The organism is Stenotrophomonas sp. 71799_Sma, assembly GCF_056482505.1.
The window spans coordinates 2,899,569-2,925,718 of record NZ_CM151202.1; the positions used below are offsets into that span (position 1 = coordinate 2,899,569).

29 protein-coding genes are annotated in these 26,150 nt (G+C 66.2%); 10 read left to right on the plus strand and 19 right to left on the minus strand.

The genetic code is table 11. The features are described from left to right. Positions 1-144: 144 nt before the first annotated feature. The 4 genes from ACZK4Z_RS13410 to ACZK4Z_RS13425 form a co-directional block, all read right to left on the minus strand. Positions 145-360 carry a hypothetical protein gene (locus ACZK4Z_RS13410; protein ID WP_005410085.1) on the minus strand — a complete coding sequence of 72 codons (216 nt, stop codon included), beginning with the start codon at positions 358-360 and terminating at the stop codon, positions 145-147. A 755-nt stretch (positions 361-1,115) separates the two neighbouring features. Next, positions 1,116-1,520 carry a hypothetical protein gene (locus ACZK4Z_RS13415; RefSeq protein WP_478451549.1) on the minus strand — a complete coding sequence of 135 codons (405 nt, stop codon included), beginning with the start codon at positions 1,518-1,520 and terminating at the stop codon, positions 1,116-1,118. 44 nt (positions 1,521-1,564) lie between these two features. Beyond that, positions 1,565-1,768: a PspC domain-containing protein gene (locus tag ACZK4Z_RS13420; protein ID WP_006374017.1), complete on the minus strand. Its 204-nt coding sequence runs from the start codon at positions 1,766-1,768 to the stop codon at positions 1,565-1,567. A gap of 65 nt (positions 1,769-1,833) precedes the next feature. Further along, positions 1,834-2,205 (minus strand): YfeK family protein, encoded by a 372-nt coding sequence (locus ACZK4Z_RS13425; RefSeq protein ID WP_071229599.1) that lies wholly within the window; start codon positions 2,203-2,205, stop codon positions 1,834-1,836. Positions 2,206-2,458: 253 nt separating this feature from the next. On the opposite strand from ACZK4Z_RS13425, the gene ACZK4Z_RS13430 reads away from it, so the two are divergent. Beyond that, positions 2,459-3,421: an IS110 family transposase gene (locus tag ACZK4Z_RS13430; RefSeq protein WP_107314971.1), complete on the plus strand. Its 963-nt coding sequence runs from the start codon at positions 2,459-2,461 to the stop codon at positions 3,419-3,421. Positions 3,422-3,463: 42 nt separating this feature from the next. Here the strand turns inward: ACZK4Z_RS13430 and ACZK4Z_RS13435 are convergent, their stop codons facing one another. Genes ACZK4Z_RS13435 through ACZK4Z_RS13445 form a run of 3 tightly spaced genes read right to left on the minus strand, consistent with a single transcriptional unit; the run spans position 3,464 to position 6,241 of the window. Beyond that, positions 3,464-4,531 (minus strand): class III poly(R)-hydroxyalkanoic acid synthase subunit PhaC, encoded by a 1,068-nt coding sequence (locus ACZK4Z_RS13435; RefSeq protein ID WP_071227618.1) that lies wholly within the window; start codon positions 4,529-4,531, stop codon positions 3,464-3,466. Beyond that, the gene (gene phaE / locus ACZK4Z_RS13440; RefSeq protein ID WP_189721025.1) at positions 4,528-5,604 is read right to left on the minus strand and encodes a class III poly(R)-hydroxyalkanoic acid synthase subunit PhaE; all 1,077 of its coding nucleotides are present in this window, start codon (positions 5,602-5,604) and stop codon (positions 4,528-4,530) included. The genes ACZK4Z_RS13435 and phaE overlap by 4 nt, the downstream gene beginning before the upstream one ends. A gap of 22 nt (positions 5,605-5,626) precedes the next feature. Further along, positions 5,627-6,241, minus strand: a complete 615-nt coding sequence (locus tag ACZK4Z_RS13445; protein WP_032130352.1) for a CDP-alcohol phosphatidyltransferase family protein — start codon at positions 6,239-6,241, stop codon at positions 5,627-5,629. Positions 6,242-6,585: 344 nt separating this feature from the next. On the opposite strand from ACZK4Z_RS13445, the gene ACZK4Z_RS13450 reads away from it, so the two are divergent. Beyond that, on the plus strand, positions 6,586-7,236 hold the full coding sequence (locus tag ACZK4Z_RS13450) for a class I SAM-dependent methyltransferase (protein ID WP_134952214.1): 651 nt from the start codon (positions 6,586-6,588) through the stop codon (positions 7,234-7,236). A 706-nt stretch (positions 7,237-7,942) separates the two neighbouring features. Here the strand turns inward: ACZK4Z_RS13450 and ACZK4Z_RS13455 are convergent. The 5 genes from ACZK4Z_RS13455 to ppsR form a co-directional block, all read right to left on the minus strand. Continuing rightward, a complete protein-coding gene (locus ACZK4Z_RS13455; RefSeq protein ID WP_478450858.1) occupies positions 7,943-9,307 on the minus strand; it encodes an MATE family efflux transporter in 1,365 nt (454 codons plus the stop codon). Between the two features lie 118 nt (positions 9,308-9,425). Continuing rightward, positions 9,426-10,055 carry a DUF2239 family protein gene (locus tag ACZK4Z_RS13460; protein WP_478450859.1) on the minus strand — a complete coding sequence of 210 codons (630 nt, stop codon included), beginning with the start codon at positions 10,053-10,055 and terminating at the stop codon, positions 9,426-9,428. Between the two features lie 125 nt (positions 10,056-10,180). Beyond that, complete coding sequence (locus ACZK4Z_RS13465; RefSeq protein WP_049462146.1) at positions 10,181-10,669, minus strand: NUDIX hydrolase; 489 nt, start codon at positions 10,667-10,669, stop codon at positions 10,181-10,183. A 42-nt stretch (positions 10,670-10,711) separates the two neighbouring features. Continuing rightward, complete coding sequence (locus tag ACZK4Z_RS13470; protein WP_049398213.1) at positions 10,712-11,221, minus strand: DUF1249 domain-containing protein; 510 nt, start codon at positions 11,219-11,221, stop codon at positions 10,712-10,714. A 148-nt stretch (positions 11,222-11,369) separates the two neighbouring features. Continuing rightward, positions 11,370-12,191, minus strand: coding sequence for a posphoenolpyruvate synthetase regulatory kinase/phosphorylase PpsR (gene ppsR, locus ACZK4Z_RS13475; RefSeq protein WP_006452040.1), 822 nt, complete (start codon positions 12,189-12,191; stop codon positions 11,370-11,372). A 145-nt stretch (positions 12,192-12,336) separates the two neighbouring features. On the opposite strand from ppsR, the gene ppsA reads away from it, so the two are divergent. Both ppsA and ACZK4Z_RS13485 read left to right on the plus strand, forming a co-directional pair. Beyond that, entirely contained in the window at positions 12,337-14,715 is a 2,379-nt protein-coding gene (ppsA, locus tag ACZK4Z_RS13480) for a phosphoenolpyruvate synthase (RefSeq protein WP_014037623.1), read from the plus strand. 130 nt (positions 14,716-14,845) lie between these two features. Continuing rightward, positions 14,846-15,739, plus strand: a complete 894-nt coding sequence (locus ACZK4Z_RS13485; RefSeq protein WP_050509854.1) for a mechanosensitive ion channel family protein — start codon at positions 14,846-14,848, stop codon at positions 15,737-15,739. 87 nt (positions 15,740-15,826) lie between these two features. Here the strand turns inward: ACZK4Z_RS13485 and ACZK4Z_RS13490 are convergent, their stop codons facing one another. The 5 genes from ACZK4Z_RS13490 to ACZK4Z_RS13510 form a co-directional block, all read right to left on the minus strand. Beyond that, positions 15,827-16,942 carry an alkene reductase gene (locus ACZK4Z_RS13490; RefSeq protein ID WP_125893940.1) on the minus strand — a complete coding sequence of 372 codons (1,116 nt, stop codon included), beginning with the start codon at positions 16,940-16,942 and terminating at the stop codon, positions 15,827-15,829. A 139-nt stretch (positions 16,943-17,081) separates the two neighbouring features. After that, positions 17,082-17,957, minus strand: coding sequence for an EcsC family protein (locus tag ACZK4Z_RS13495; protein ID WP_125893938.1), 876 nt, complete (start codon positions 17,955-17,957; stop codon positions 17,082-17,084). Between the two features lie 159 nt (positions 17,958-18,116). Then, positions 18,117-18,689 carry an oligoribonuclease gene (gene orn, locus ACZK4Z_RS13500; RefSeq protein ID WP_107431636.1) on the minus strand — a complete coding sequence of 191 codons (573 nt, stop codon included), beginning with the start codon at positions 18,687-18,689 and terminating at the stop codon, positions 18,117-18,119. A gap of 74 nt (positions 18,690-18,763) precedes the next feature. After that, the gene (gene tadA, locus ACZK4Z_RS13505) at positions 18,764-19,288 is read right to left on the minus strand and encodes a tRNA adenosine(34) deaminase TadA (protein WP_125893936.1); all 525 of its coding nucleotides are present in this window, start codon (positions 19,286-19,288) and stop codon (positions 18,764-18,766) included. 75 nt (positions 19,289-19,363) lie between these two features. Continuing rightward, positions 19,364-19,723 carry a winged helix-turn-helix transcriptional regulator gene (locus ACZK4Z_RS13510; protein ID WP_032129513.1) on the minus strand — a complete coding sequence of 120 codons (360 nt, stop codon included), beginning with the start codon at positions 19,721-19,723 and terminating at the stop codon, positions 19,364-19,366. A gap of 78 nt (positions 19,724-19,801) precedes the next feature. On the opposite strand from ACZK4Z_RS13510, the gene ACZK4Z_RS13515 reads away from it, so the two are divergent. The 3 genes from ACZK4Z_RS13515 (at position 19,802) to ACZK4Z_RS13525 (ending at position 21,340) form a co-directional block, all read left to right on the plus strand. After that, positions 19,802-20,569 (plus strand): NAD(P)H-dependent oxidoreductase, encoded by a 768-nt coding sequence (locus tag ACZK4Z_RS13515; protein WP_478450860.1) that lies wholly within the window; start codon positions 19,802-19,804, stop codon positions 20,567-20,569. Between the two features lie 68 nt (positions 20,570-20,637). Continuing rightward, a complete protein-coding gene (locus ACZK4Z_RS13520; protein ID WP_346484737.1) occupies positions 20,638-21,075 on the plus strand; it encodes an acetyltransferase in 438 nt (145 codons plus the stop codon). 58 nt (positions 21,076-21,133) lie between these two features. Continuing rightward, a complete protein-coding gene (locus ACZK4Z_RS13525; RefSeq protein ID WP_346484738.1) occupies positions 21,134-21,340 on the plus strand; it encodes a hypothetical protein in 207 nt (68 codons plus the stop codon). A 22-nt stretch (positions 21,341-21,362) separates the two neighbouring features. Here the strand turns inward: ACZK4Z_RS13525 and ACZK4Z_RS13530 are convergent, their stop codons facing one another. After that, a complete protein-coding gene (locus ACZK4Z_RS13530) occupies positions 21,363-21,869 on the minus strand; it encodes a GNAT family N-acetyltransferase (RefSeq protein WP_404830387.1) in 507 nt (168 codons plus the stop codon). 243 nt (positions 21,870-22,112) lie between these two features. On the opposite strand from ACZK4Z_RS13530, the gene ACZK4Z_RS13535 reads away from it, so the two are divergent. Genes ACZK4Z_RS13535 through ACZK4Z_RS13545 form a run of 3 tightly spaced genes read left to right on the plus strand, consistent with a single transcriptional unit; the run spans position 22,113 to position 24,800 of the window. Continuing rightward, entirely contained in the window at positions 22,113-22,784 is a 672-nt protein-coding gene (locus ACZK4Z_RS13535; RefSeq protein WP_478450861.1) for a hypothetical protein, read from the plus strand. A gap of 40 nt (positions 22,785-22,824) precedes the next feature. Then, positions 22,825-23,478, plus strand: a complete 654-nt coding sequence (locus ACZK4Z_RS13540) for a hypothetical protein (protein WP_107431640.1) — start codon at positions 22,825-22,827, stop codon at positions 23,476-23,478. Next, positions 23,475-24,800, plus strand: a complete 1,326-nt coding sequence (locus ACZK4Z_RS13545; RefSeq protein WP_478450862.1) for an XVIPCD domain-containing protein — start codon at positions 23,475-23,477, stop codon at positions 24,798-24,800. Before ACZK4Z_RS13540 ends, ACZK4Z_RS13545 begins: the two co-directional genes overlap by 4 nt. Positions 24,801-24,854: 54 nt before the next feature. Here the strand turns inward: ACZK4Z_RS13545 and ACZK4Z_RS13550 are convergent, their stop codons facing one another. Then, a complete protein-coding gene (locus tag ACZK4Z_RS13550; protein WP_448123168.1) occupies positions 24,855-26,129 on the minus strand; it encodes a hypothetical protein in 1,275 nt (424 codons plus the stop codon). Between the last annotated feature and the right edge of the window lie 21 nt (positions 26,130-26,150).

A 26,150-nucleotide genomic window follows, 5' to 3' on the forward strand; every position in this document is an offset into this window, starting at 1 on the left:
AAGGCATTGACAGGGGGCGAGGTTCAGCAGCGAGGCCGGAGTGGACGCCGGCATCCTGGCGAAAAGAGGGCTCGGACTGGCCCTGGGCTGGGATGCCGGCGCGGGCGCGCGATGGTGGGCGCGCCCTGCCGCGTGTTGCGGAGGTCAGCGGTAGTGGCGGGCGGCGCGCTGCATGACGATCTCGTCACGCATGCCTTCCAGGGCCATCAGGCGGACCTTGCCGACACCCTGCAGTTCCATGAACCGCTCCGTGTAGAACTCCGGCCCCAGCGCGGTGTCGGCGCGGGATTTGCTGAAGCCGTAGGGCACCACGCCCTTCTCGCCATCCTTGCTACCACCGACATAAAGAACGATTGCCATGTGATGTATTCCTCCAAATTGCTACTGCGTACTGCACTCGATGAGCGATGCTGCGAGCTCATCGAGGGAGAGCTTACCGCGTCGAACCTGACTGGAACGTCACGAAGGCTAATGACGATCGGTTGCATGCAGATGACTGCGGGATCGCAGCAGAATGCTTACGGATCTTTAACTTCCGACTAACGAATCGGGGTTTCCAGCCAACGGCGCAGCCCCTCGTGGGTGGTTTGGGATGATCGCGGAAAGCCGGTTTCCTGTGGGCTGCCCGGGTGGGTGGGGCTGGCGGGGACGCCGTGAACCCGTCCCTGGGGGCTTAGCCGCGGCATCCATGCCGCGGATACCCCGCCAGCCCCACCCACCCGGCCGTTGACAGATTTCTGCTGCGTCTACCACCCACGGAGAAGAAAAAAGAAGATCAAAAGCAAAAGCAGCCTGGCTGGCCGCTTTTTGTAGAGCCGAGCCCACGCTCGGCTGCTTTCAGACCAGTCCGCGAAGCCGACCGCAGGCTCGGCTCGCGAGCAAGCGCAGCGCGCGACCCGCTTCTGCTGTTCTTTTTCTTCTCCGTGGCTGGACGCGCACGGAAACTGTCAGAGGCCGGGTGGGGTGGGTTCGCGGGACCGTTGGCGCCATGGATGGCGCCATCGAGCCCCCAGGGACGGGTTTACGGCGTGTCCCGCGAACCCACCCCGCCCGGCCCAATCACATGAAACGTATTCCGCGACCAAGCCACGAGGGGCTGCGCCGTTGGCTGGAACCTACGGCCACCAGCCACGCCCGAACCGGGCGAAATGATCGGCCGCGCGCTCGAACGGGTTGCGCGCACTCACCCCGCCACACAGCAGGTACACCGGCAGGTACAGCGGCCCCAGCACCATGTATTGGTACACGTGCGCGCGTTCGTGGTCATCCAGCCGGATCAGCGGCTCCACGCCCCACCCCGCCTGGTGTGCATAGGTGCGGCAGGAAATGCCCAGGTCATGCGCGGTGTGCAGGATCACATTGCCCAGGGTGATCGCCCCACCCGGCCCCCACGGCCAGCGATCGAACACCAACGCGCTGTCACGGCCGCTCCAGCGCAGCGTCGCCCCGCCAAGCATGCCGGCCAGTCCACCGATCAGGCCGAGCAGTGAATTGGGGGACGTCCACACCGCGCCCAGCACCTGCAGCGCGCGCAGCCAGACCGGCCGGGGCGTCACGGGAGTCTTCAATCGGCCTCGTTGGGAATCAGCAGCCACAGGATCAGGTAGACCAGGATGCCAGGGAAGGCCGCCGAACCGATCGAGACCAGCACGAACACGATCCGCACCAACGTGGGATTCCAGCCGAAGCGATGGGCGATGCCGCCCATCACGCCGGCGATCATGCGGTCGTTCAATGAACGCGACAGCGTGCGCGGCGTGGTGTTCATGGCGGTTCTCCTGGGCTACGGGAAAAAGCAGTCGAACATGGCTCGACTCTACACCGCCCCTATGTCTACGGCGTGCGGTGGCGCAGGGCCTGCAGGCGGGCGCCGAACCAGGCGGCTGCAGTCTGTTCAGGCTGCCCCGGGCACTGGATGCGATAGGGCTTGCCGCTCATGCTGCTCTGGCTGGCGGCGCGCTCGATGAACTGCTCGGCGCTGTCCACCATGTTCTTCTTCAGCAGGTAATCGTACTTGCGCTGCAGGTGCGACCGCGCATCGCTGCCGTCGTACCAGCTGCCATTGCGCTGGAACCGGCACTGGGAGCCGTCCAGGCTGGAGATCAGCTGGGCGATCTCCCGGCGTGCATCCGTACTGGGTGCGGCGTGGGCAACAGGTGCTGCCAGCAGCAGCGTGGCAAGCAGCAGCGTGAACCGTTGCGACATCATTATTCTCCAAGGCAGTCGAGCAAGCTTGTATGTTCCTCCCGGCTCCTACGAGGTATGTAGGAGCCAGGGTGGAGGGACCGTCAAGCATGCATCTGCGGATACTAGCCGACAGACGAGTCGAGCGATCCCCATCCCGCACACGAACGTCGATAAAGGATCGTACGGCCCCCAAAGGGGATCGTCGATGTAGGCAAGCTAACGTCGGTGCGGTACCACCCCAGCCCCTTAAAGATAGCTGGGAGCCGTACAAATGTCTGATTCTCTCGATATTGGCGTGGACGTGGACTCCAAGGAGTTCGTACCGGCAGTGGCCGACCGCAAGGCCGGCGACAGGATCGCCAACACCCGGGCCGGCATAGCCCAGTGGCTCAACACCTTGCCCCAGCGATGCCGGATTGGCATGGAGGCGACGGGGCGGTACTACGAGTTGTTGGCTCGGATGGCTGGCCAAGCAGGCCACGTTGTCTATGTGATCAATCCACGTCTGATCAAGCACTACGGCCGGGCGACGGGCTCGCGTGGCAAGACGGACGCCATGGACGCCGAAGCGATCGCCCGGTACGTGAAGAAGGAGAACGATCGCCTGCGTGAATACGTACCGCGTACCGACGAGCAGCAGCAGATGCACGATTTGCTGCGCAAGCGGCAGACGCTGGTAAAGACACGCGCGCGCCTGGAGCAATCCTTCGGGGTAAGCAAAAGTGCCCCCGGGGAGCTGTCAGATCTGTTCTGCGCTCTGGCTGGGACGCTGTCCGAGCTGGAAAGCGAACTGCAGCGCTTGGGTCGCGATGGAGAGCATGGCGCGCTCTACAAGCGCCTGTTGACCATCCCTGGTATCGGCCCTGCCGTCGCCGCTCACCTGATTTACTACATGACGCGCTGGCCGTTGGCCAACGCCAACGCGTGGATCGCCTGCACCGGCCTGGATCCCCGGCCCAACGAGTCTGGCGGCAGAACGGGACGGCGTCGGCTGTCCAAACAGGGCGCGCCAGTGCTGCGCCAGATGCTCTACATGGCCGCAATGGGGCTCAAGCGGTGTCGCCGGGGGCAACCGCTCTACGACGAGCTGTCAAAACGCGGTCACCCCAGCACCGCCGTCTTCAACATCCTGGCCAGAAAGCTGGCCAGGATCGCCTGGGGTGTCTTCAAAAGCGGCCGGGACTTCGATCCGGCCATGCTGAAGGTGGGTCAAGCCTGCTTCCAGCAGGCTTGACCGCGAACATAGGATCTCGACTCTACAAAAGCGAAGCAAGCCTTACACGTCGCGCGCCTTCAACCAGCCATCGATCGTGGCCGGCACTTCGCGCTGCGCGCGACCGGACACGTAGATGCCGATATGGCCGCCACGGAAACTGGACTCGGTGTAATCCTCGGTGCCCAGGCGTCCACGCATTGCGCGCGAGGCATCCGGCGGCACCAGGTGGTCCTGCTCGGCGTAGATGTTCAGTACCGGCAGGGTCACCTTCGACAGATCCACCGCCTCTTCGCCGATCCGCACCGTGCCGTTCATCAGCCCGTTGCCCTGGTAGAACTGCTTGATGAAGTCGCGGAACGCCTCGCCCGCCAGGTCCGGTGAATCGAAGATCCACTTCTCCATGCGCAGGAAATCCTCCAGCGCCGCCTTGTCATCGAGGATGTCGAGCAGGCCGACGTACTTCTGCACGTTCAGGCGGAACGGCTTGAGCATCAGGTAACTGGCATTCATCAGGTCGGCCGGGATGTTGCCCAGCGTGTCAACCAGCAGGTCCACATCCACCTGCCGCGCCCAGTGCGAGAGCATGTTGTCGGCGGTGTGGAAATCGACCGGGGTGACCATGGTGATCAGCTTGCCCAGCTTCTGCCGGCGCAGCGCGGCGTAGCACAGCGCGAACACGCCGCCCTGGCAGATGCCGAGCAGGTCGACCGGTCCACCACTGCGCGCGCGCAGCGCATCGACCGCGCCATCGATGTAGCGCAGCAGATAGTCCTCCAGGGTCTGGAAGCGCTCCGAGCGATCCGGGTAACCCCAGTCCAGCACGTAGACGTCCTGCCCCAGCGCCAGCAGCTTCTGCACCAGTGAGCGATCGGCCTGCAGGTCGACCATGTACGGCCGGTTGACCAGCGCGTAGACGATCAGCAACGGCGTGCGCCGGGTCGGTGCCTGTTCGCCGACGAAGCGGTACAGCACCACCTTGCCGTCGCGCCAGACTTCCTCGCGGGCGGTGACGCCATAGTCCACGTCTTCCACCTGCGGCAGCAGCTTCAGCCCTTCCATCAGCTTGCGCTGCATGGCCAGGGTTTCCTGCATCAGGTCATCGGCGTTGAAGCCCAGCGGTCCTTTCATCGGTCACGCGTCCGCGTGGAAGTACGGGGCGCTGCCTTTGGTGCAGCCCTTTTCGCAGGCGCCTTTTTCGCAGCCGCCTTCTTTGCCGGCGCGGCCTTCTTCGCGGCCTTGCGCGCGACCGGCTTCACCTTCGCCGGCGCCGGCTGTGCCACCGGATCGACCTCGCCCGCACCGGCCATGGCCACCACCTGTGCCTGCAGGCGGCGCAGGCTGCGCTCCAGCTCAGCGATGCGGCGGTGCGCGGCGTCCATCTCACTGCGGGTCGGCAGGCCGATCCGTTCACTCATCTGTTCCACCTCGCGCTGCAGGCCGGCGCGCAGGCGCATCTGAGCGTTGCCCAGCGCGGCATACACCTGCTGGAACGGTTCGGACATGGCGACCTTGGCATAGGCCTCCTCGGCCACTTCAATCCACAGGTCGAACATCGCGCGGGCGCTGGTCAGCTGGCTGCCTGGCTGCTCGTGCTCGGCCAGGCGCTGCTCGAACAACGCGAAGGCCTCATCCAGCGCCTGCTTGATCTGATCGACATAGGCGCGCGAATGCTGCTGGTATTCCTCCTGCGCCCGCAGCAGCGCCTGCCAGCGCGCCTGGTGCTCGCGGCCGGGCCCGAACGCCGGGCTCTGCAGCCACGGACCGGCCTGCAGCTGGAACTGCTGCAGCCAGGCGGCAAACTCCGGTACAGCGGCGCCAGCGTGGGTACTGCCACGGGCGCCCTGCAGCATCCACTGCAGCATGCCGTCGCCCTGCCCCTGCACCGCCTCGCGCCAGGCTTGTGCCACATCGGCACTGCTGGCGTCGCGGCCGGCGAAACGCGCGGCCACTTCCTGCATGGTGCCGTACCAGCTGCCCGCCTGTTCGCGGAAGCGGCGCACGGCATCTTCCGGCGCGCCCTGCCCCTGCTCGGGCAACAGCTGGCCCCACCAGTCGAACAGCCGTTGCCAGCTGCCGGGGTCGTCACCTGCCGGCGCACCGGGCGTGCTGGCGTGGCGCAGGGCATCGCCCCAGGCGCCGAAGTACTGCCGGGCCAGGGTTTCGAAATCACTGCTGCCGGCGTCGTGGGCCGAGCTGGTCATCGCAGGCCTCCGCAGGGCTGGCTCATGGCTTGGGGATACGCAGGGTCTTGCTGATCATCAGCGACCCGGACAGGGCGAACAACAGCACCATCGGGTGCAGCTGCCACGGGCCGATCTGCCACTGGCCGAACCAGATGTTCTGGCCGATGGCATCGGTACCGGCGGCGATCGCCAGCACGATCACCAGCACCAGGCTGGTCGGGATCGGGGTGCCCTCGAAATACGCGACCTTGCCCTCGTCGCCGGCCAGCGCCTCGGCGGTGACGTTGTAGCGCGCCAGGCGGCTGACGCCGCAGCAGACGAAATAGCTCAGCACCAGCCAGTCCCAGCCGCCCTGCATGCCGCAGGCGTAGGCCAGCGCCGCCGGGGCCACACCGAAGGAGATCACGTCGGACAGCGAGTCCAGCTCGCGGCCCAGGGTGGAGCTGGACTTGCGCCAGCGCGCGATGCGCCCGTCGAGGGCGTCGAAAATGAAAGCCAGCGGGATCAACGCCATGCCGAACAGCAGGTAGCCGCGCTCGCCGTCCTGCAGGAAGCGCATTGCGGCAAAGACCGCACCGGTGCCGCAGAAAGCATTGGCCAGGGTGAACCAGTCGGCCAGCTGGAATTCGCGCAGCATCGAGAAGTGACGTTTCATGGGGTCTCACGGAGCATCAAGGCCCACAGGTTACCGCGAGCGCCGCCACTGGCGACAGCGCTGGCAGGCCCCAGCCTTCACCGCTCCCTCACCTGTCCTCACCGGCGGTGAATTTTTCGCCACCCATCTTGACAGCCTAGGGGGGTGGCGCCTGTCGCGGCTTATCCACAAAGTTGCCCACGCGTAATCCACACCCCCTGTGGACAACCAGATCTCACCGACTGCGACGCTGGACATTTCCTCATCACCCCGAAGCGGGGTTTCCCTACTTCCCAAGCCACAAGGTCGGCGCTATGGTCACCGGCGGACCCGCCGCCGCCACGTCCGAAACTCTGCAACGGACGATGATGATGCTGGATGCTCCCACTCTGGCCGCACAGCTGCGGCAGCCCCATGGCGAGGCCGCGCTGGCGGTGGCCGACTCGATGAACCGCAGCAACGGCGCACTCAACCTGGCCGCGATCGGGCTGCTGGCCGTCGGTACTGGCGAACGGGTCCTGGAGATCGGCCCCGGCAATGCGGCCTTCGCGCCGCTGATGCTGCAGGCCACCGGCAGCCACTATCTGGGTATTGAGCTGTCCACCGCCATGGTCGAGGCCGGCAACCAGCGCCTGGCCAGCGCCGGGTTGGCCGAGCGTGCCGCGATGCGACACGGCGACGCTCATGCGCTGCCGGTCGCCGATGCCGCGATGGATGCCGCGCTGGCGGTCAACACCCTGTACTTCTGGCCCCACCTGGCGCCGGTGCTGGACGAGCTGGCGCGTGTGCTGCGCCGGGGCGGCCGCCTGTGCCTGGCCTTTGGCGACGCCAGCTTCATGCGCAGCCTGCCATTTGCTGCCGACTTCCAACTGCATGAGCTGGACGCGGTGGAGCTGGCGCTGCGGGTATCGGGCTTCCGCGTCTCGGCCTGGCGCAGCCACCGGGAATCCGCAGCCGGCAATGACGGCCAGATCCGCGAAAAGCACTTCCATCTGCTGCTGGCACAGCGGCGCTGAAGTGGTAGAGCCGGCCGCTGGCCGGCTGCCGCGGCATTCCGGATTGCCGGCCAGCGGCCGGCACTACCCAGCCTGTACCCGCCGCCAGCGAGCAACACAGAACACCTGCATCACCAGTGGCCGACCCACCGCAGCCGCCGCAACGACTGTGATCCGAACGCGTGGTAGAGCCGGCCGCTGGCCGGCTGCCGCGGCATTCCGGATTGCCGGCCAGCGGCCGGCACTACCCAGCCTGCACCCGCCGCCAGCGAGCAACGCAGAACACCTGCATCACCAGTGGCCGACCCACCGCAGCCGCCGCAACGACTGTGATCCGAACGCGTGGTAGAGCCGGCCGCTGGCCGGCTGCCGCGGCATTCCGGATTGCCGGCCAGCGGCCGGCACTACCCAGCCTGCACCCGCCGCCAGCGAGCAACACAGAACACCTGCATCACCAGTGGTCGGCCCACCGCAGCCGCCGCAACGACCGTGATCCGACCACGTGGTAGAGCCGGCCGCTGGCCGGCTGCCCCGACCGTTCCGCGTTGCCGGCCAGCGGCCGGCACTACCCAGCCCGCACCCGGCGCCAGCGAGCAACACAGAACACCTGCATCACCAGCGGCCAGGCACACCATAACCACCGCGCCGGACGCGAGCCGACCGAGTGGTAGAGCCGGCCGCTGGCCGGCTGCCCCGACCGTTCCGCGTTGCCGGCCAGCGGCCGGCACTACCCAGCCTGCACCCGGCGCCGCCAACGCGCGAAGCAGAACACCTGCATCACCAGCATCGCCAGCAACCCCAGCGGCCACGCCCACCACAGGCCGGCCAAACCATGCCGCGCCTGCAACCACATCGCCAACGGCAGCTCCAGCAGCAGTACCGCTGCCATGCCCAGCAACGCTGGCAGCAAAACCGTGCCGCTGCCGCGCATTACCCCGACCAGCACCGCGCTACCTCCCATCGCCAGCACGCCCCATACCACCGTGCGCAGCTGCGATGCGGCCAATTCGCGCACCTCTGCGGCCGCCAGAATCAGCCCGGTCAGCCAGGGCGCCAGCGCCATCACCAGCAGCACCACCAGGCTCAGCATCGCCAGCCCAAGCAGCACACCGGTGCGAGCGATGGCGGGCAGCCGTGCCGTACGCCCCGCGCCCATCGCATGCGCCGCGAGGATGGTGGCGGTGATCCCCAGCGACATCGCAGGCAGTTGCACCCAGCTCATCAACTGGTTGACCGCACCGTAGGCGGCCGTGGCCGTGTAGCCGTAGCGGTTGATCCAGCCCAGCAACACGATTTCGGCAATGGCCAGGCTGAGCATCTGCAGCGATGACGGTACGCCGATGCGCAGCATCGCGCGGATGAGCACGCCATCGAAACGGATGGCACGCAGCAGCTCACGTCCCGGCGCCAACGGGTGCTCCATCCTCTGCCACCGCCACATAAGCCAGGCCAGGGCCAGCAGCGAGGCAAACGCCGCCGAGACTGCCGCACTGGCCGAACCCAGCTGCGGCAGGCCGGCCCAGCCGAGGATCAGCAGCGGCGTGCACAGCAGGCCGACCACCGTGGCCAGCAGCAGCGCATGCAGCGGTGTCTTCGCATCGCCCACCGCGCGGCTCACCGCAGTGGCCAGCCACAGCAGGAAGAACACCGGTGCCGTCAGCAACAGCACGCGTGCGTAGACAATGGACTCACTGAGGACCGCTGCCGGCGTGCCCAACGCCACCAGCAGTTGTGGTGCGAAGCCGCCGCCCACAGCCATCACCAGCACCGACAGCAGCAGGATCAGCGCCACCGCGCTGCCAGCCACGGCGCGTGCCTGCTGCGGGCGGCCCGCGCCCCAGGCCTGGCCGATCAGCACCATCGCACCGGTCGCCAGGCCCATTACCAGGGCCAACAGCAGGAAGAAGACCGGAAAGAACGCAGCCGCTGCAGCCACTGCCTGTGTGCCGAGCAGATGGCCGAGGTAAATGTTGTCCAGCGTGCCTGCGGCCAGCTGCAGCGCATTGGTCAGCAGCATCGGCAGCAGCAGGGTCAGATAGGTGCGCCACAGCGGGGGTGCTGCCGGAGGTATCGGATGTACAGGGGGGCTCATGGGGTTCTCTGGGCAAGGCGCCGCCCTGCCCGGCGTTTCCGCCAGCAAAGCACGCACAGGGGAAGCGGGCCTGGACCCGCGGTCAGGTGGGGCCGTCGCTCAGCAACGGCGCGATGGCTCAGCCGTCGATGTGGTCCGCAGGATCGTCGAAGGCCAAGTGCAGAGCGTGGGCGCGCACATCCGCGGGCCAACTCCGCAACGCCGCTTCCAGGCCCGCGCGGTCATGCGCGAACAGGACACGGATCGCCTCCTCGAAACCCGGCAGGTCACCGGCGATGGTCTGCAGGAAGTGATAGGCACGCTCGCTGTCACGACGCTGGCGGTCCTTGTCAGCACCGGCACGGCTGGCCGCCTCCACCAGCTTGCGCAGCACCACCGAGGCACCGCCAGGCTGCTCGGCCAGCCACGCCCAATGGCGCGGCAGCAAGGTCACTTCTCGGGCGACCACACCCAGCTTGGGGCGGCCACGGCCACGTGGGGTTGCGGGCGCCTCTTCGGCAGTGACGTCGGGCTCCGTCTCCACGGCGGCGGGAAACGCTTCGTTTACCCGCGCCAGGAGTTCTGCGTCGCTGCCACGCGTATCGAAATCACGGGTGCGGCCGGTGGCGTTGTCGAACACCAGCAGCGGACCGGCAGCGTTGTCGACACGCAGTTGCTTCAGCGCCAGCGCGGCCACTTCCGGCGTACCGGAAGCGACCAGGCGATGGCCGTCGAAACAACTGAAGGGAGGAAGTCGGGACGCAGGCATGGCAACGGCATCAGAGGCGATGCGCGAATATTGCCCGGGTAATTCTCTCCCGTCAATATTGCCCGGGTATTAATTTGCCAGAAGAGCGTGCCGACCAAAGGTTGGCAGCTACCCGATTTCCCGGCTCACAGGCGGCTGAAGGACCAGCTCACCATGCGCCCGTCCTTGTACGGCATCACGCCGTGGAACGGGCGCGGGTCGGCGTCGAACACCAGCGGCAGGAAGTTGCGGTCGCCCTCCCACATCGGCAGGGTGTCCAGCTTGTCCAGGTCCACCCACTCCAGCGTGCCTTCGTGGTTGCCGCCGTGCGGGGTGCCCTCGAATCCATCGATGACGAACACGAAACCCAGCCAATCCTCGCCGTGCTTGCCGAAGCCTGGCCAGCTGATGGTGCCGCGCAGGCGCATGCCGGTGCAGTCGATGCCGGCTTCCTCGGCGATCTCGCGGCGCATGCTGGCCGCCACATCCTCGTCCGCTTCGATCTTGCCGCCCAGGCCGTTGTACTTGCCCAGGTGGTGGTCACCGGGACGGGTATTGCGATGGATCATCAGCACCTGGCGACGATCAGGCGACAGCACATAGCCCAGGGTGGCGACGATCGGGGTGTACGGCATGGGGCAGCATCCAGCGGCAGGTCAGCCGTGGATTATGGCCGATCAGCGCACCAGCGACAGGCGGCGCTCGGCAGGTGTGCCAGCACCGTCGGGATCGCGGCGCAGGGTGGCCACGCCGTGGCCGCGCTCGGCCAGGTACTCCAGCCACTTGCCGAGGAAGGTGTTCATCCGCATGCGGTGGCTGATCAGCTCCGCCGGCGGCGGGTACAGGCCCATGGTGTCCTGCCAGCGACGGCCGACGTAGCAGTGGGTGGTCTCGGCCTGGCGCGCGTCACGGTACAGACGCACATAGGCCGACGGATCCGGCTCACCGGTGACCGGGTCGGCCAGGTCGTAGGTCAGGCGCAGTTCCACCGTGTAGCGGTGGCACTCGATCACGTCCAGGCGGACATCCAGGCCGTCGCCGATCGAGGAAATGTAGCTGCCCGCCACCAGTCCGGCCGGTTCGAACAGACGCACCAGATGGCGGTAGTTTTCCGCGTACAGGCCCATGAGCCAGCTCAGCCGGCTCAGGCGGGGAATGCGTTCGGTGCGGGGCAAGGCTCGGGCCATGGGTCGATCCTACACGTTGGTGCTTCAACGTGGGGGCGCGCACGTGCAAGCCAACCCCTGGGTAGTGCCGGCCGCTGGCCGGCAGCTCTGCATCGCGGCCGAGGGTTCATCCACCAGCCGGCCAGCGGCCGGCTCTACCAGATGAGGATCAATACAGCTCGCGCTGCAGCCCCAGCGTGGCCAGCACCTTGCTGGAAATCTCCTCGATCGAGGTATGGGTGGTGCTCAGGGTCGGGATCCGCTCCATCTGGAACATCACCTCGGCCGCAGCCACCTCGCGCTTGCAGGTGTCCAGGTTTGCGTAGCGCGAGTTCGGGCGGCGCTCCTGGCGGATCTGCTGCAGCCGGTCCGGGTCGATGGTCAGGCCGAACAGCTTGCGCCGGTAGTTGCGCAGGCGTGGCGGCAGGCGGTCGCTTTCCAGGTCTTCGTCGGTCAGCGGGTAATTGGCCGCGCGCACCCCATAATGCAGGGCCAGGTAGATGCAGGTGGGCGTCTTGCCGGCGCGCGACACCGCCACCAGGATCACGTCGGCATCGTCGTAGTTCACCGCGATGCCATCGTCATGGGTCAGGGCGAAGTTCATCGCGTTGATGCGGCGGTGGTAGGTGTCGAAATCCACCATGCCGTGCGCCTGGCCGACCCGGGCCAGGCGCGGACTGGCCAGTTCACGCTCCAACGGCTCGATGAACGGCGCGAACACATCCAGCATCAGCGCGCCGCTGTCGGCCAGGATCAGGCTCAGGCTCTGGTCCACGCAGGAGTTCACCACGATCGGCCGGACCTGGTACCGCTCCCCTGCCGCCTGGATCCGGGCACAGGCTTCACGCGCTTTTTCGGGGTCGTCGACAAACGACATGCGATCGGTAATGAAGCTGAACCCGGAGAACTGGGTAAGCAGGCTATGCCCAATGGTTTCAGCGGTGATACCGGTTCCATCGGAAACGTAGAACACCGGACGGATGGTCGACATGCGCGCTTTTACCCCCTACGAAGCCTAAAAAGGCCGCCAGCACAAGCTTGTGCCGACGGTACTCTGCCCGGCATCATATCGGCTTCTTCCTACGGACGCGGCCATTCCAGCCCGCCTCGGGCGATGGCCAAACGGAGCATCGCGCTTGAACGAGAACATCCTGTGGTTGCACGAACTGCGTCTGGCCGATCTGGCCCGCGTAGGCGGCAAGAATTCGTCGCTGGGCGAGATGATCGGCAACCTGGCCGGTCTGGGCGTTTCGGTGCCGGGCGGTTATGCCACCACCGCTGAAGCCTTCAAGGACTTCATCGCGCACAACGATCTGTCCAAGCGCATCTTCGACAAGCTGGCCACGCTGGACGTCGAGGACGTCAACGCGCTGACCGCAGCGGGCAAGGAAATCCGCACCTGGGTGATCGATGCCCCGCTGCAGCCGCAGCTGGACCAGGACATCCGCACTGCCTACGCCCAGTTGAGCGCCGACAATGGCGGCGGCGACGTGGCCGTGGCCGTGCGTTCGTCGGCCACCGCCGAGGATCTGCCGGATGCCTCCTTCGCCGGCCAGCAGGAAACCTTCCTCAACGTCACCGGTGCCGACGACGTCGTGCACAAGGTCAAGGAAGTGTTCGCCTCGCTGTACAACGACCGTGCCATCGCCTACCGCGTGCACCACGGCTTCAAGCATGAAGACGTGTTCCTGTCCGCCGGCGTGCAGCTGATGGTGCGTTCGGGCGTCGGTTCCTCCGGCGTGCTGTTCACACTGGACACCGAGTCCGGCTTCCGCGATGTGGTGTTCGTCACCTCGTCCTTCGGCCTGGGCGAAATGGTCGTGCAGGGCGCGGTCAACCCGGACGAGTACTACGTCTACAAGCCCACCCTGCAGGCCGGCAAGCCGGCGATCCTGCGCCGCTCGCTCGGCAGCAAGGCCATCCGCATGGTGTATTCGGATGTTCCGGGTGAGCGCGTCAGGATCGAGGACACTCCGGTCGAACTGCGCAACACCTTCTCGATCAGCGACGAGGACGTGCAGGAACTGTCCAAGCAGGCGCTGGTCATCGAAAAGCACTACGGCCGCCCGATGGACATCGAGTGGGCCAAGGACGGTGTCAGCGGCAAGCTGTTCATCGTGCAGGCGCGCCCGGAAACGGTGAAGTCGCGCAGCCATGCCACCCAGATCGAGCGCTTCGCGCTGACCGAAAAGGGCGGCAACGTGCTGGCCGAGGGCCGCGCCGTCGGTGCCAAGATCGGTTCGGGCGTGGCCCGCGTGGTGAAGACGCTGGACGACATGAACCGCGTGCAGCCGGGCGACGTGCTGATCGCCGACATGACCGATCCCGATTGGGAACCGGTGATGAAGCGCGCTTCGGCCATCGTCACCAACCGTGGTGGCCGTACCTGCCACGCCGCGATCATCGCGCGCGAGCTGGGCGTGCCGGCCGTGGTCGGTTCGGGCAACGCCACCAAGGTCATCGAAGATGGCCAGCTGGTCACCGTCAGCTGCGCTGAAGGCGATACCGGCTTCATCTACGAAGGCAAGCTGGGCTTCGAGCGCACCACCACCGATCTGGGCAACATGCCGCCGGCACCGCTGAAGATCATGATGAACGTGGCCAACCCGGAACGTGCCTTCGACTTCGGCCAGCTGCCGAACGCCGGCATCGGCCTGGCCCGTCTGGAAATGATCATCGCCAGCCACATCGGCATCCACCCGAACGCGCTGCTGGAATACGACCGCCAGGATGCGGCAACCAAGAAGAAGATCGACGAGAAGATCGCCGGTTACGGTGATCCGGTCAGCTTCTACGTGGATCGCCTGGCCGAAGGCATCGCCACCCTCACCGCCTCGGTCGCACCGAACGCCGTGATCGTGCGCCTGTCGGACTTCAAGTCCAACGAGTACGCCAACCTGATCGGCGGCAGCAACTACGAGCCGCACGAAGAGAACCCGATGATCGGCTTCCGCGGCGCCAGCCGTTACGTCGATCCGAGCTTCTCGGCCGCCTTCGCGCTGGAGTGCAAGGCCGTGCTGCGCGTGCGCAACGAAATGGGCCTGGACAACCTGTGGGTCATGATTCCGTTCGTGCGCACCCTGGAAGAAGGCCGCAAGGTCATCGAGGTGCTGGAACAGAACGGCCTGAAGCAGGGCGAGAACGGCCTGAAGATCATCATGATGTGCGAAGTGCCGTCCAACGCACTGCTCGCCGATGAGTTCCTGGAGATCTTCGACGGCTTCTCGATCGGCTCCAACGACCTGACCCAGCTCAGCCTGGGCCTGGACCGCGATTCGTCGATCGTCGCGCACCTGTTCGACGAACGTAACCCGGCAGTGAAGAAGCTGCTGTCGATGGCGATCAAGTCTGCACGTGCCAAGGGCAAGTACGTCGGCATCTGCGGCCAGGGCCCGTCCGATCACCCGGATCTGGCCGAGTGGCTGATGCAGGAAGGCATCGAGTCGGTGTCGCTGAACCCGGACACCGTGGTCGATACCTGGCTGCGCCTGGCCAAGCTGAAGGCCAACGGCTGATGCCGTGATGGGCTGACGTCGTGTTCATCGGCGCCGGCCCATACTTCAGCTGCATGCAAGCCCCGCCTCTGCGGGGCTTGTTGTTTCTGGCGTCTGCGCGCGCCACCTCCCCCGCTGCAAAGGAGCCCGCATGCTCGCCACTGCCCCACCCGCCCCCGCCGCAACACCCTGGTTCCACTCCCTCGATTGGGAACGCCTGCTGGAGACCTACGGCGTGCCATTGCTGGCCGCGATCGTGGTGCTGCTGGTCGGCATGTGGGTGGCGCGACGCCTGTCCAACGCGATGCCACGCGCCACCGCGCGCATGGGCGTGGACCCGATGCTGGGCAATTTCCTGCGCAACGTGGTGTACGCCGCGTCGCTGGTGATCGTGGTGGTGCTGGCAATCGGCACGCTGGGCGTGCAGATCACCCCGCTGCTGGCCGTGCTTGGCACCGCCGGCCTGGCGGTAGGCCTGGCACTGAAGGACTCGCTGTCCAACATCGCCTCGGGCGTCATGCTGGTGACGCTGCGCCCGTTCCGCGTCGGTGATGTAGTGACGGTGGCCGGACAGACCGGCACGGTGCGCGAAGTGCGCATCTTCCAGACCGTCATCACCGGTGCCGACAATCAGCACACCACCATTCCGAACACGCTGATCACCGCTGCGCCGATCATCAACCTGACCGCCGAGCCGACCCGCCGCGTCGAACTGGTGGTGGGCATCGGCTATGAAGACAACATCCAGCTGGCGCGCGACACCGCGCTGGCGCTGATGAAGGCCGACCCGCGCGTGTTGCAGACGCCGGCACCGGACGTAGTGGTGTACGAACTGGGCGCGCACGCGATCAATCTTGGCATCCGCTGCTACGTGAAGTCGGCCGACTGGTTCGGTACCAAGGTCACGCTGCTGGAACAGCTCAAGCTGGGCTTCGACAAGGCCGGCATCAACATCCCGTATCCGCAGCAGGACATGCACCTGTACCTGCATGGCAAGGATGGTGGCGTGGTCGAGGCCGACGCGCTGGTGCGCGACAAGCCCTGATCCGACACAGAAATGCCGGCCAGCGGTCGGCACTACCCTGCCCCGCGCGCCCCGGTAGTGCCGGCCGCTGGCCGGCAACCTCCAGGATCAGGCGGCGACGCTTTCTTCCAGCGTTGGGTAATCGGTGAAGCCGATCGCGCCTCCGCCGAAGAACGTCGCCCGATCCGGCGGGTTCAATTCCGCACCCAGACGCAGGCGCTCCGGCAGATCCGGGTTGGCGATGAACGGGCGACCGAAGCCGATCAGGTCGACCCAGCCTTCCGCCAGTGCCTGCTCGGCGCGCTCGGCGGTGTACTTGCCGGCGTAGATCAGGGTGCCCGGGTAGATCAAGCGCAGCGCCTGCTTGAACGCCACCGGCATCAGCGGTGCATCGTCCCAGTCGGCTTCGGCGATGTGCAGGTAGCCCACGCCCAGCGCACCCAGCAGGTGCGCCGCGGCCAGGTAGGTAGCCTGCGGCGTATCGTCCACCGCGCCCTGCAGCGTCGTCAGCGGCGCCAGACGAACACCGACGCGGTCACCACCGGCTACTGCAGTCACCGCCTGCACGACCTCGCGCAGGAAACGCAGCCGGTTCTGCAGCGAGCCGCCATAGCCGTCGCTGCGCTGGTTGGCCTGCGAGTCGATGAACTGGTTGATCAGATAACCATTTGCACCGTGAAGCTCGACACCATCGAAGCCGGCGGCCAGCGCATTGCGGGTGGCCTGCGCGTAGTCGGCGATGATGCCTGGAATCTCGGCCTCGGCCAGCGCGCGCGGCATCGAGTGCTGGATCATCTCGCCCACGCCCGCTTCCGGGCCGGCGCCGGTGGGGTCGACAAACACCTTCACGCCCTCGGCCAGCAGCGCCGACGACGACACCGGCGCGGCACCACCGGGCTGCAGGGCCACGTGCAAGACCCGACCCACGTGCCACAACTGGGCGTAGATGCGACCGCCTGCAGCGTGCACGGCATCTGTCACCTGTCGCCAGCCCTGCACCTGTTTCGGGCTGTGGATGCCCGGCGTCCAGGCATAGCCCTGGCCCTGCGGGCTGATCTGGGTACCTTCGCTGACGATCAGGCCCGCGCTGGCCCGCTGCGCGTAGTAGGCGGCCATTTCCGCGGTGGCAACGTTGCCGTCGGCAGCGCGCGAGCGGGTCATCGGCGGCATGACGATTCGGTTGGGCAGGGTCAAGGCGCCCAAGCGGTGGGAGGTAAACAACATGGCGGACATCTCTTGCGGGGGGAGTGCCAGCAAGAATGGGGACCGCCTGCGAAAGGCAACAGGCGTGTTGTGGCAAAACAGTTATGCCCGGCAGGCAAGGATGGCCTGGCATGAAGGCTCATCCATGCATGGCGTGGATCTACTCCAGGCTGGGTTCCATCCTGATCGTGCCATGCGCCACGCGGTCATAGCACGTGCGCACCACGTCTTCGCCGTACTTGCGCTCCAACCGGCGCACGATGAAGTGGCCGCGCGCCATGTCCTGGTAGTAATCGGTGAACATCGTATTGAGCGTCGCACCGGCAGCGGCACCCACGATCGGCACCGCCTGTGCGGCGAATTTCTCGGTGACCACCACGCCGAAGCGCGCGGCTACCTTCTCCACCATCTTTGCCAGCAGCTTGCCGGCTTCCTTCGGTGCCACGCCCAGGGTCAGGTCACGGCCGGTCACCACGCGCCCGGCCAGCTCGGCCGACAGATGGCGCATCACATCGGTGGTGAAGCCGCGGGCCAGGTAATAGCCCGTCTCGCTGGCGTCATCGCGCGGCGAGTTGCCGCCCAGCGCGAACACCTCCAGGCAGGCCTGGCGGGTACTGAACTCGGACAGGTCGAAGCCTTCGCTGCGAGCCACGTCGGCCACGGCGCGCATCATGATGGTGGTCGACACCGGCAGTTCGATGAACAGCGCGGCAAAGCCAAAGGCGCCGCCCACCGCACCGGAGGTCGCTGCGGCCAACTTGTGCCAGCGGGTGGACGCCCCCTTGCCGGGGGTGTTGTCCATGCTCCACAGCGCTGCCTGCGCCGACTTGGTCAGCGCCGCCTGCACGGCGCCATGGATGCGGTTGGAGACCGAGTTGGGCAGCGCCTTCACCGCGAACTCCAGCGGCGTGCCGACCAGATTGGCCATGCGCGCGGTCAGGGTCGGCGCTTCCAGCAGGGTCACCGCCCGCTGCAGGTCAGACCAGTCGCGGGCGTCGTGAGCAATGTCGCGGGGGAGCAGGATGGGCTCGTTCATGGCGCCGATCTTAGCGCCAGGGAGTTGAACGGAGGGTAGTGCCGGCCGCTGGCCGGCAACCTGATACACGTCACGAAGGCCGCTGAATTGCCGGCCAGCGGCCGGCACTACCAGTTCGCGTGTCATCCGGTAGCGGCGGGCCATGCCCGGCGTCGTCGTTCAGGCAACCGGCAGCCCCGACAGCGCGCCCATGAACTGGCGGTAGTGACGCAGCTCGGCGATGGAGTCATGCACATCGCTCAGCGCGGTGTGGTTGCTGTTCTTGCCAACGCCAGCGGCCACGGTCGGCGCCCAGCGCTTGGCCAGCTCCTTCACCGTGGACACGTCCAGGTTGCGGTAGTGGAAGTACTTCTCCAGGCGCGGCATCTGGCGGTGCAGGAAGCGGCGGTCCTGGCAGATGGAGTTGCCGCACATCGGCGAGAGGCCGGCCGGGATCCACTGCGCCAGGAAATTCACCGTCTGCGCTTCAGCTTGGGCAAGGGTCACCGTGCTGTCCACCACACGCTGCCACAGGCCCGAACGGCGGTGCTGGTTGCGGTTCCACTCGTCCATCGCTTCCAGCGTTTCCAGCGGATGGTGGATGGCGAATTCCGGACCTTCGGCCAGCACGTTGAGCTGGGCGTCAGTGACTACGGTGGCGATCTCGATGATCGAATCGTTGTCGGTATCCAACCCGGTCATTTCCAGGTCGATCCAGATCAGTCGTTCGTTGGCCGCGCCGTTGTCCGCCATGTGTCGCCTCGTTGCTGGGCAGGCGCGCGGCCTACCGGTGATGGAAAGAGGCGCCCATCATACCCGTTCGCCCCTCAGCCCTCGCTGGCGTGGTCTTCCAGCAACAGCGGCGGCTTGCCGCGCTTGGCGCGGAAATAGTTGGTCAGGCGCATGCTGGCTTCCTTGGCCAGCACCCCACCGTGGATCTCCACCCGGTGGTTGTGGCGACCATCGCCGAGCAGGTCGAACACACTGCCGCAGGCCCCGGTCTTGGGATCGCTGGCCCCGTAGACCAGTCGTGCAACGCGCGCGTGCACGATCGCCATCGCGCACATTGCGCACGGCTCCAGGGTCACATACAGGGTGCTGCCGAGCAGGCGATGGTTGGCGAGCAGTTTTCCACCTGAACGCATGGCCACGATTTCGGCATGCGCACTGGGGTCGTGCGAAGCAATGTTGAGGTTCCAGCCCTCACCCAGCAGCTGGCCGTCGGCACTGACCAGCACCGCACCCACCGGGATCTCGTCGAACTCGCGTTGTGCGCGCTCGGCCAGCGCCAGCGCGTGGCGCATCCAGTGTTCGTCGGTGTCGTGCACCGGCACACCCAGGGCGTCGGTCATGGCGGTTCTCGCGTTTCTGCAGGGCCAAGATGGCCGCCGGGGCCGCATTGTACGCCCGCAGCCGTGCAGGCGCCGCTAACGCGCGTCGAAGCGCTCGCGGGCAGCGTCCAGCGCCGGGAAATTGTGCTCGGCCCAACGGTCCAACGCGGTCAGGGTGTCTACCAGACTGCGCGCAACCTCGGTCAACCGGTACTCCACGTGCAGTGGCTTGCCGCCCAGATCGCAGCGCTCGATCAGGCCGTTGCGCTCCAGCTGCCGCAGGGTCTGGGTCAGCACCTTCTGCGAGATGCCTTCGATCTTCCGCAGCAGCGCACCATTGCGTTGCGGGCCCTCGGCCAATGCCGGCAGCAGCAGCATCACCCACTTGCCGGAGATCAGTGCCAGCGCATCGCGCGCCGAGCAGTCGGCGGCATAGACATCACCGGGAAAGGCCATGGTTACCTCAAAGTGCGTAATTGCCGGGGCATGCCGGCATCGCGAGGATGGTCGCACACTCCACGAACACCTCGCCCCATGCGCGCCCTGATCCTGCTGGCCCACCCCGAACCCCGCTCCTTCAATGCCCACCTGGCCACGCAGGCGGCCGAGCAGCTGCGGCACAACCATCTGCAGGTGGACATGGTCGACCTGTATGCAGAAAGCTTCGATCCGCTGGAAGCCTCCTGGCACCATCCACGGCGCCTGCAGCCCGAGCGCTTCGATCCCCAGCGCGAACAACGCTACAGCGCCGAACACGACCAGTTGCCCACCGATGTGCAGCATCACCTGCAACTGCTGCGGGCCGCGGACCTGGTGATCCTGCAGTTCCCACTGTGGTGGTTCGCGGCGCCGGCCATCCTCAAGGGCTGGCTGGACCGCGTGCTGGTCTACGGGCCGATGTACAACAGCCGGCAACGCCACGAGCGCGGCGTGATGCAGGGCAAGCGTGCGCTGCTGAGCGTCACCACCGGCTCTTCGGCGCGGGCATGCGCGGTTGACGGCCGCGAAGGCGATACCCGGCTGTTGCTCTGGCCATTGATGTACAGCCTGCGCTACGTCGGCTTCGAGGTGATGGAGCCGTATATGGTGCACGGCGTGCGTTCAGGGCTTGCAGCGGAACGCATTCAGGCCCACGACGAAGCATTGGTTGCAGCCACCCTTTCCTACCGCGAGCGACTGTCGCGATGGCGGCAGTGGCCGACCGTGCCCTTCAACAACAGTGAGGACTTCGAGGATGGCGTGTTGCTGCGCGCGGAAGCGACTGCCTACAGTCCCTTCATCCGCCATCGCAACGCCGGATGAACCCGCACCTGCAGGCACGGCCGGAAAGCTTCACAATGAGTATTCCTGTCAAGCACCTTGGTGAACACATGACCACCCTCCGTCCCTCTCGCGCCGACGACGGCGCCGCCCTTGTCGATCTCTGGCGCCGCGCCGTCGACGCCACCCACGACTTCCTCAGTACCGAAGACCGCCAGGCCATCGATGCCGAAGTGGCCGCTTTCCTGCCGCAGGCGCCGATGACCGTCGCCGTCAATGCACAGGACCAGCCGCAGGGATTCATGCTGATCGATGGCACCCACATGGAAGCGCTGTTCATCGATCCGGACGTGCGCGGGACCGGTATCGGCCGTCAACTGCTGCAGCACGCACTGGCCCAGCATCCGCAGCTGAGCACCGACGTCAACGCACAGAACGCGCAGGCCGTAGGTTTCTACCTGCGCATGGGCTTTGTCGAAACCGGTCGTTCGCCGCTGGATTCGCAGGGCCGCCCGTATCCGCTGATCCACCTTCGGCATAAGGCCTGACATCCGTTGGCAGCAGCTGCGTGCTAGCGTGGCTGCTTTCGATCAAGGAATGCCGTACATGGATGGTGCAAAAGCCCTGTTGACCCTGTTTGCGCTGGGCATCAGCCTGGTCTGGATCCTGGTGCCGTTCGCCATCTTCGCCGTGCGCAACCTGCTGCGTGAGGTACTGGTCGAGCAGCGTCGTACCAATGAAATTCTCGAGCATATCGGCGGCTACCGCATTCCGAAACCGCAACCCGAACCGACCGTCTGGCGCGCGCCCTGAGCGGGCGCACGCCCGCCGTGGCTCAGGCTGTCGCCTCGAAGGCCGGTGAGTACTGCACCTCGCCCTGAGCCAGCGGAGGCTGCAGGCAAAGCGCCTGGAAGTACTCCGCCGGCACGCCCGGCAACACCAGGCCCGGCTCGGCACGGAAGCCGAAGCGCCCGTAATAGGCCGGCTCGCCCAGCAATACACAGCCATGCGCACCCTGCTGACGCAGTGCTTCAAGTGCGGCGCGCATCAGGGCCGCACCGATGCCCTGCCCCTGCCACGCGGGCACTACCGAGATCGGGCCCAGACCAAACCAGCCCGTGCTGCCATCGCTGACCGTCACCGGCGACAGGGCAATGTGACCGACCACCTGGCCCTGAGTTTCGGCGACCAGCGAAATGCTCAACTCCCCGCGGGTGCGCAGGGCGTCGACGATGAACTGCTCGGTGTGGCTGCTGTGCAGGGCTTCGCGGAAGGCGGCCTCGGTGAGTGCATGGATGGCGGCGTGGTCGGCCGTGGTTTCGGTGCGGATCATGCAGTTCAAGAGAACGCCTTTGATAATGTGATGAATGCGTGAATTATTGATTTAGGTCGCAGATTCAACCGCGAGCAGCCCCTGCCAGCAAGGCCAACGCGACGCCCGAATCCCCTGTGCTGCAATCGATTCGCCGGAATACACCGCATCGGGCGCGTCAAAAAGCCGTCGCGGCGGTGGCGCAGCGTTCCTGACACGCTCCATAATCGAGAAACCTGTCACCCAGGAAGGATATATGGACATGGACGCACGATGCAGGATCAGGCCATGGGAGTAGCGCTCCCTGAAAGGAAAAGGCAGCCGCTGCTGGCGTTGCTCGCCCTTATCCCACTGGCCGCATGCTCGCCCTATGCTGATGCCGAGCGCGACGTCGCCGCTGGTGGGCGCGGCCTGGCCAAACTCAACCCATCACCGCAGCAAGGCTACGAGCTGGTGCTGACACTGAAGGATGCCCCCGGTCCCTTCGCGGTGGTCGAGGGCGTTGCCCAGTACGACGTCAGCAACCACAAGGACTGCGGCCGGGTCCTGAGGGCGACCGGTACCGCCAGCCGTATTACCAGCCAGGAGCTCGTCACGCTGCGCAAGGTCGGTGAGAACGAGTACCGCGGTACGTTCTACCTCGACCGCATGCAGGACGAGGATTACTACGGGCGTGGTGTCTGCCATTGGGCGCTGACGGGAGTCGGTGCGATGTTGCGCGCTACGACCGGCGAGGCGGATACGCGATTCCTGACGTTCATCGACAAGGAGCGCATGGACGCGGGGAGCCGGGTGACGCGGCACTACCCACGCGCCGACTACCCCCGAATCGAAGAGATCACCGGATACGGAGCGAGCGGCGAGGAAGATCCTTCCAGCTATCGCGCCGATCTGCGCAATGCGTTGTTCTCAACCACCACCACTGTGCAGAAGCTCATGCCATGAGCCGCCAGTTCCACAACCCCTACCCCCAAGGAGGCCGACATTGCGCCACAAGATGATTCCGTGCCTTGCTCTGCTTCTGTTGACCGCCTGCAACCCGGAGACCGCCATGAACCAGGAACGTGCCGCTGCTGAAGCCGATGTCGCCCAGGGTGGGCGCGGCCTCGCCAAGCTCAACCCCAGCCCGCGCAAGGCCTATGAACTGGTGCTGCGCCTGAAGGATGCCCCGGGCGACTTCGCGGTGGTCGAAGGTGTCGCGCAGTACGACGTCACCAACGAAGACCAGTGCGGCCACATCGAGCCGGCCACAGGCACGGCTGCACGCATCACCAGCCAGGAACCAGTGGAGCTGCGCAAGGTCGCTGATGGCGAATACCGCGGCACTGTATACATCGACCGCATGCTGGACGAGGACTACTACGGTCGCGGTGTCTGCAAGTGGGAGTTCACCGGTGCCGGCGCGATGCTGAAAGCGACGGGAGCAGAAGAAGAGACCCGCTTCCTGACCTTCGTCAAAGCCGATCCGCTGACCGAAGGCAAGACCCACACGCTTTACTATCCAGACGCGGCCTATCCGCGGGCACCGCTTGCTGCCAACTACCCAGCCACCGGCAAGGCAGATCCGGCTGACTACGTTGCTGAACTGCAGGGCAAGTTGTTCACGATGAGTCTCAGCGCCAGCGAGGTCACCCAATGACCATCAGCACGCAGGATTATGCCGCGCTTTCCGACGATGCCTACAAGGACCGCGCTGTCGGCCGGAGGCGTCCGGGGGAAGAAGAGCTCGTCACGATCAATGGGCATGACTACAAGATTCTCGATCACGTCAATAACCGGCTCAATGGTTACCAAGGCACTGTTTATCAGCGAGCCGACACCAACGAGATCGTGGTCGCTCATCGCGGCACCGAGCAGATAGCTCGTGATGCCATCCTGACCGACGGCGGCATGGTCGTCGCCCGCACCAACGTGCAGGCCCCCGATGCCATCGCATTGACCAAAAGCGCGCTGGACTACGCGAAGCAGGAAGCTGCATTCGGAGGCCGCGCACCTGAAGTTACCGTCACCGGCCACTCCCTCGGCGGCGCCCTGGCCCAGATCACCTCGCACCACTTCAACGTCAAGGGCGAGACCTTCAACGCCTACGGCGCGGTCAGCCTCAGCTACCGCATTCCGGAAGGCGGCAACACCATGATCAACCACGTCATGGCTTCCGATCCGGTCAGCGCCGCCTCGCCGCACTTCGGCCAGGTCCGCATCTACGCCAAGCCCGATGAGATCAAGACGCTCGCGGCAAATGGCTTCAGCAATCACGCCCTGCGTGATCTGATTCCAGACCGTCCGATCATCGCGGCCACCAGCTCATTCGGCGCGCACAAACTGGGCAACTTCCTCAACGAAGGCTCGGTGCTGAAGCACCCGGAAACGCAGAAGCTGGCGAAAGACAACGCCAAGATGATCGAGGAGTACCGCGACGACGTCGAATCGCTGCGCCGCGGCGTTACCCGTGCGGCACGTGGCATTCCGGGCGGTGCCGTCGATCTGTACGACCACATCCGTGGCCCGCTGCAACCCGGTGAGCCGGCGCGTCGCGAGGCGGAGAAGAACGGCCATCACACCAGCATGCTGCGCATGGACGATGCCACTCATCTTGGCAACCCGCTGTTCAACGACGCGATCCGTGGCGTGCATGCGCAGGACGTTCGCGTCGGCCGCGTGCCGGATGTGATGAGTACGCAGTTGGCCGGTAGCCTGGCGGCGGAGATGCACGCTGCAGGCGGCAAGCGCATCGACGAGGTGGTGATGAATGCCGACGCCTCGCGCAGCTTCGCGGTGCAGGGCCAGGGCGGCGACCCGGCGCATCTGCGCGTATCGGTGGACACCGCCGTGGCAATGAACACCCCGCTGGAGCAGAGCAGCCAGCGCATTGATCAGCAAGCCGCGGGACAGCGTCTGGCACAGGACCGCGATCAGCAACTGGAACAACAGCAGAACCAGACCCGCAGCATGCAGGCCTGATGAACAGCGCGGGAGCCGGTCATTCCGGCTCCCGCGTCACTTCGGCCCTCTGCCTCAGGGGCTGGAGGCCGCGACCGGCGCGGACGCACCGGCGGTCACGAACAGATCCGGCCCGGAATCCGGGAAGCCACCACAGGCGCGATCGCCCGGTGCTACCGGATCACAGGGCCACTGCGCCCGCGCGACCTTCTCACGCAGCTCGAAGCGATCCCCAGTCCAGACCACGAAGGCCAGGTGCTCGCGGTTCCAGTCACTGTAGGCACGCGGACCGACCTTCTGCGCCGTCTCCGGGTACTGCACGAACCAGCGCATGGCCGGGCCGTACTGCAACTTGCTGTGGTCCAGGCTGATCCGGCCGTCGCGCGACAGCTGCCGCGCACGATCGGCCTCCGTCAGTTGGGGCATGGCCGGCATGGCATCGGCGGTCACATCCCTCGGCGCGGCGTCCCCGCGAACCTGGTACACACGCTGGGCCACATAGGCCTCGCGGCAGTCACCCGCTGGCACACGTACCGGCTCCGCGCCGTACTCATCGCGGTTGGCGACCCTGTCGCTGCAGGTGAACGGTGCCGACACCAGGTAGAACGTGCTGTCGGCGTCGCGTCCTTCCAGCGAACGCACCCAGATGTCGCCCATCCGCGCGATGAAGTCCGGGCGCTGGCCGTAGCCCGGCACCGCCTTGAACCAAACCTTCTGTTGCACCTCACGCTCGCGCCAGCTGCGCGGCAGGTGGACGTCCTGCTGGGGCAGCGCGACCAGCAGCGCGGCCAGATGCGCCGGCATCGTGCCCTGGCAGGCGCCGATCAGCAGCTCGCCCTGGGCCGCCAGCCGCCCAGCCAGATCCACCGGGCAGCGGGCACCAAGCGCACGCTCGGTCGCCTGCTCGGGCGGCAACGGCGCGATGACCAAGGCGGGCGGCGCGGGAGCTACCGCCGGGACGGCTGGCTCGACGACAGCAGGCGGTGCAGCGACAGGCGCCGCCGCTGCGGGTGCAACGGGCACAGGCGTCGGGTCTGCAACCGGCGCCGGCTGCGCGTCCACCACTGGTGTCGCAGGAGGTGTCACGGCAGCCGGTACATCGGGAGCCGGCGCCGCGACAACGGCTTCGGTGGCCATGGGCGCTGCAACAGGTGCCATCCCTGCAGGCGCGTCAACGATCGCCTCGGCGGCGATGGGCGCCTCCACGACGGGCGCCGCTGTCTCCTGAGCCTGAGCCTGTGCCGACGCTGCGGCAAGTCCAAGTGACAGCAGCCAGAGCGGCGGCAGGCGGCGCGCGAATGCATCGCAGCGGGCAGCGACGTGCCGGGCATTCGAGGGAACGATTCGCATGTGGTGTCCTTCCGAGTGGGT

Bases quoted from the DNA above. Each gene is read 5' to 3' on its own strand.
- ACZK4Z_RS13410 (WP_005410085.1), bottom strand. From the start codon at position 360: ATGGCAATCGTTCTTTATGTCGGTGGTAGCAAGGATGGCGAGAAGGGC.
- ACZK4Z_RS13420 (WP_006374017.1), bottom strand. From the start codon at position 1,768: ATGAACACCACGCCGCGCACGCTGTCGCGTTCATTGAACGACCGCATG.
- ACZK4Z_RS13425 (WP_071229599.1), bottom strand. From the start codon at position 2,205: ATGTCGCAACGGTTCACGCTGCTGCTTGCCACGCTGCTGCTGGCAGCA.
- ACZK4Z_RS13430 (WP_107314971.1), top strand. From the start codon at position 2,459: ATGTCTGATTCTCTCGATATTGGCGTGGACGTGGACTCCAAGGAGTTC.
- ACZK4Z_RS13435 (WP_071227618.1), bottom strand. From the start codon at position 4,531: ATGAAAGGACCGCTGGGCTTCAACGCCGATGACCTGATGCAGGAAACC.
- phaE (WP_189721025.1), bottom strand. From the start codon at position 5,604: ATGACCAGCTCGGCCCACGACGCCGGCAGCAGTGATTTCGAAACCCTG.
- ACZK4Z_RS13445 (WP_032130352.1), bottom strand. From the start codon at position 6,241: ATGAAACGTCACTTCTCGATGCTGCGCGAATTCCAGCTGGCCGACTGG.
- ACZK4Z_RS13450 (WP_134952214.1), top strand. From the start codon at position 6,586: ATGATGATGCTGGATGCTCCCACTCTGGCCGCACAGCTGCGGCAGCCC.
- ACZK4Z_RS13455 (WP_478450858.1), bottom strand. From the start codon at position 9,307: ATGAGCCCCCCTGTACATCCGATACCTCCGGCAGCACCCCCGCTGTGG.
- ACZK4Z_RS13460 (WP_478450859.1), bottom strand. From the start codon at position 10,055: ATGCCTGCGTCCCGACTTCCTCCCTTCAGTTGTTTCGACGGCCATCGC.
- ACZK4Z_RS13465 (WP_049462146.1), bottom strand. From the start codon at position 10,669: ATGCCGTACACCCCGATCGTCGCCACCCTGGGCTATGTGCTGTCGCCT.
- ACZK4Z_RS13470 (WP_049398213.1), bottom strand. From the start codon at position 11,221: ATGGCCCGAGCCTTGCCCCGCACCGAACGCATTCCCCGCCTGAGCCGG.
- ppsR (WP_006452040.1), bottom strand. From the start codon at position 12,191: ATGTCGACCATCCGTCCGGTGTTCTACGTTTCCGATGGAACCGGTATC.
- ACZK4Z_RS13485 (WP_050509854.1), top strand. From the start codon at position 14,846: ATGCTCGCCACTGCCCCACCCGCCCCCGCCGCAACACCCTGGTTCCAC.
- ACZK4Z_RS13490 (WP_125893940.1), bottom strand. From the start codon at position 16,942: ATGTTGTTTACCTCCCACCGCTTGGGCGCCTTGACCCTGCCCAACCGA.
- ACZK4Z_RS13495 (WP_125893938.1), bottom strand. From the start codon at position 17,957: ATGAACGAGCCCATCCTGCTCCCCCGCGACATTGCTCACGACGCCCGC.
- orn (WP_107431636.1), bottom strand. From the start codon at position 18,689: ATGGCGGACAACGGCGCGGCCAACGAACGACTGATCTGGATCGACCTG.
- tadA (WP_125893936.1), bottom strand. From the start codon at position 19,288: ATGACCGACGCCCTGGGTGTGCCGGTGCACGACACCGACGAACACTGG.
- ACZK4Z_RS13510 (WP_032129513.1), bottom strand. From the start codon at position 19,723: ATGGCCTTTCCCGGTGATGTCTATGCCGCCGACTGCTCGGCGCGCGAT.
- ACZK4Z_RS13515 (WP_478450860.1), top strand. From the start codon at position 19,802: ATGCGCGCCCTGATCCTGCTGGCCCACCCCGAACCCCGCTCCTTCAAT.
- ACZK4Z_RS13520 (WP_346484737.1), top strand. From the start codon at position 20,638: ATGACCACCCTCCGTCCCTCTCGCGCCGACGACGGCGCCGCCCTTGTC.
- ACZK4Z_RS13525 (WP_346484738.1), top strand. From the start codon at position 21,134: ATGGATGGTGCAAAAGCCCTGTTGACCCTGTTTGCGCTGGGCATCAGC.
- ACZK4Z_RS13535 (WP_478450861.1), top strand. From the start codon at position 22,113: ATGCAGGATCAGGCCATGGGAGTAGCGCTCCCTGAAAGGAAAAGGCAG.
- ACZK4Z_RS13545 (WP_478450862.1), top strand. From the start codon at position 23,475: ATGACCATCAGCACGCAGGATTATGCCGCGCTTTCCGACGATGCCTAC.
- ACZK4Z_RS13550 (WP_448123168.1), bottom strand. From the start codon at position 26,129: ATGCGAATCGTTCCCTCGAATGCCCGGCACGTCGCTGCCCGCTGCGAT.